This is a genomic window from Roseiconus nitratireducens (assembly GCF_008629675.1).
GTDB lineage: Bacteria > Planctomycetota > Planctomycetia > Pirellulales > Pirellulaceae > Stieleria > Stieleria nitratireducens.
Genome location: NZ_VWOX01000067.1, coordinates 1 through 1,049 on the forward strand (window position 1 = coordinate 1; position 1,049 = coordinate 1,049).

The 1,049-nt window shown below is 57.1% G+C and carries 2 protein-coding genes; one reads left to right on the forward strand and one right to left on the reverse strand.

Features of this window, described 5'->3' with window-relative positions; translation table 11 throughout:
* The first annotated feature begins 164 nt into the window (after nucleotides 1-164).
* A complete protein-coding gene (locus tag FYK55_RS28725) occupies nucleotides 165-461 on the forward strand; it encodes a hypothetical protein (RefSeq protein ID WP_150080061.1) in 297 nt (98 codons plus the stop codon).
* 134 nt (nucleotides 462-595) lie between these two features.
* On the opposite strand, the gene FYK55_RS29360 is transcribed toward FYK55_RS28725, so the two are convergent.
* Nucleotides 596-742, reverse strand: coding sequence for a hypothetical protein (locus FYK55_RS29360; protein ID WP_161604832.1), 147 nt, complete (start codon nucleotides 740-742; stop codon nucleotides 596-598).
* Between the last annotated feature and the right edge of the window lie 307 nt (nucleotides 743-1,049).

Sequence of the window (1,049 nt, forward strand, 5' to 3'; positions counted from 1 at the left end):
CATCGACGGACCTGGGTCGATTTTTTCGATGTTGCAAAAGCTTGTCTCAGATAATCGCCGCCCTTGAATTGACCCGCTACTCGCCACCGGGCACCGTCACTCGTACGCATACAGAGACGATTGTCGACCCAACATGGGACGCAGTCGAACGTGAACTTCGGTCGATGGACAACTACGAAAAGCCGCTGCTCGATCTGCTGCAAGACAAAGACAATCCAGGTGCGAACCAGCTATCCGTTACCGGTGGCGATGGTGTATTTCACGTGCAAATTGCGGATGGCCAAATGAATTGGCGACAAGCCTTCAATCCGAATGGACCCCACGACATAGTTCAAGTCTGGCTCTCAGACCAAGGATTCGCGGCGCCTCGCAATTGGACTTGGGCCATCGATGATACCATCGCACTAGTCCGGTACTACTATCAGCACGGCACGCCAAACCCAGACTACGATTGGCTCTGACGGACGTCGCATTTTCCGAACTCGCGGGCCGCATACGCGATGAACAATGCGTTGCACCAAAGGCACGGAGTCAAGTCAACCGAAGTTTAAAATCGTTCGCCGTGCCTTGGTGAACGCTGTCGTTCGTCGGATGATCAGAACAGAGCGTTGTATGCGGCCCAGAATTGTCGGCGGTAACGACCAAAGTGAGCCACCAAATCGGTCTTGTTGTTCAACTCGGGATGGGGTGGAAGCGGCCTGGCGCGATGCGGCTCAAACCAGAAGCCACGTCTGCTGGCCATGACACGTTCCGACTCGCGTAGCCAACGCCGAGGTTGGTTCGCCCCGCGGCAGACCATTAGCCGGCACGACAATGTCACGTGAAATGCAACTACCGACAAACCAGCACCGCACCGACGCCGCTCCATACATGTGGAAGGCCCCACGGGGCCGTCGCTAGCCGGTACGATGACGTTCATTGAATCACCGCTGCAGACAGCAACACGGACCGAGGCAGTCGACGAACCATGGGATGCACGCGGAGGCCGCGAGTCAGGTTGAATCGGGCTTGCTGAATCGTTCGCGCGGCCCCGGTGATCCCCGACGTTC

What these genes read in the sequence shown, in the direction of transcription:
- FYK55_RS28725 (WP_150080061.1), top strand. Translation starts at nt 165, where the DNA reads ATGGACAACTACGAAAAGCCGCTGCTCGATCTGCTGCAAGACAAAGAC.
- FYK55_RS29360 (WP_161604832.1), bottom strand. Translation starts at nt 742, where the DNA reads ATGGCCAGCAGACGTGGCTTCTGGTTTGAGCCGCATCGCGCCAGGCCG.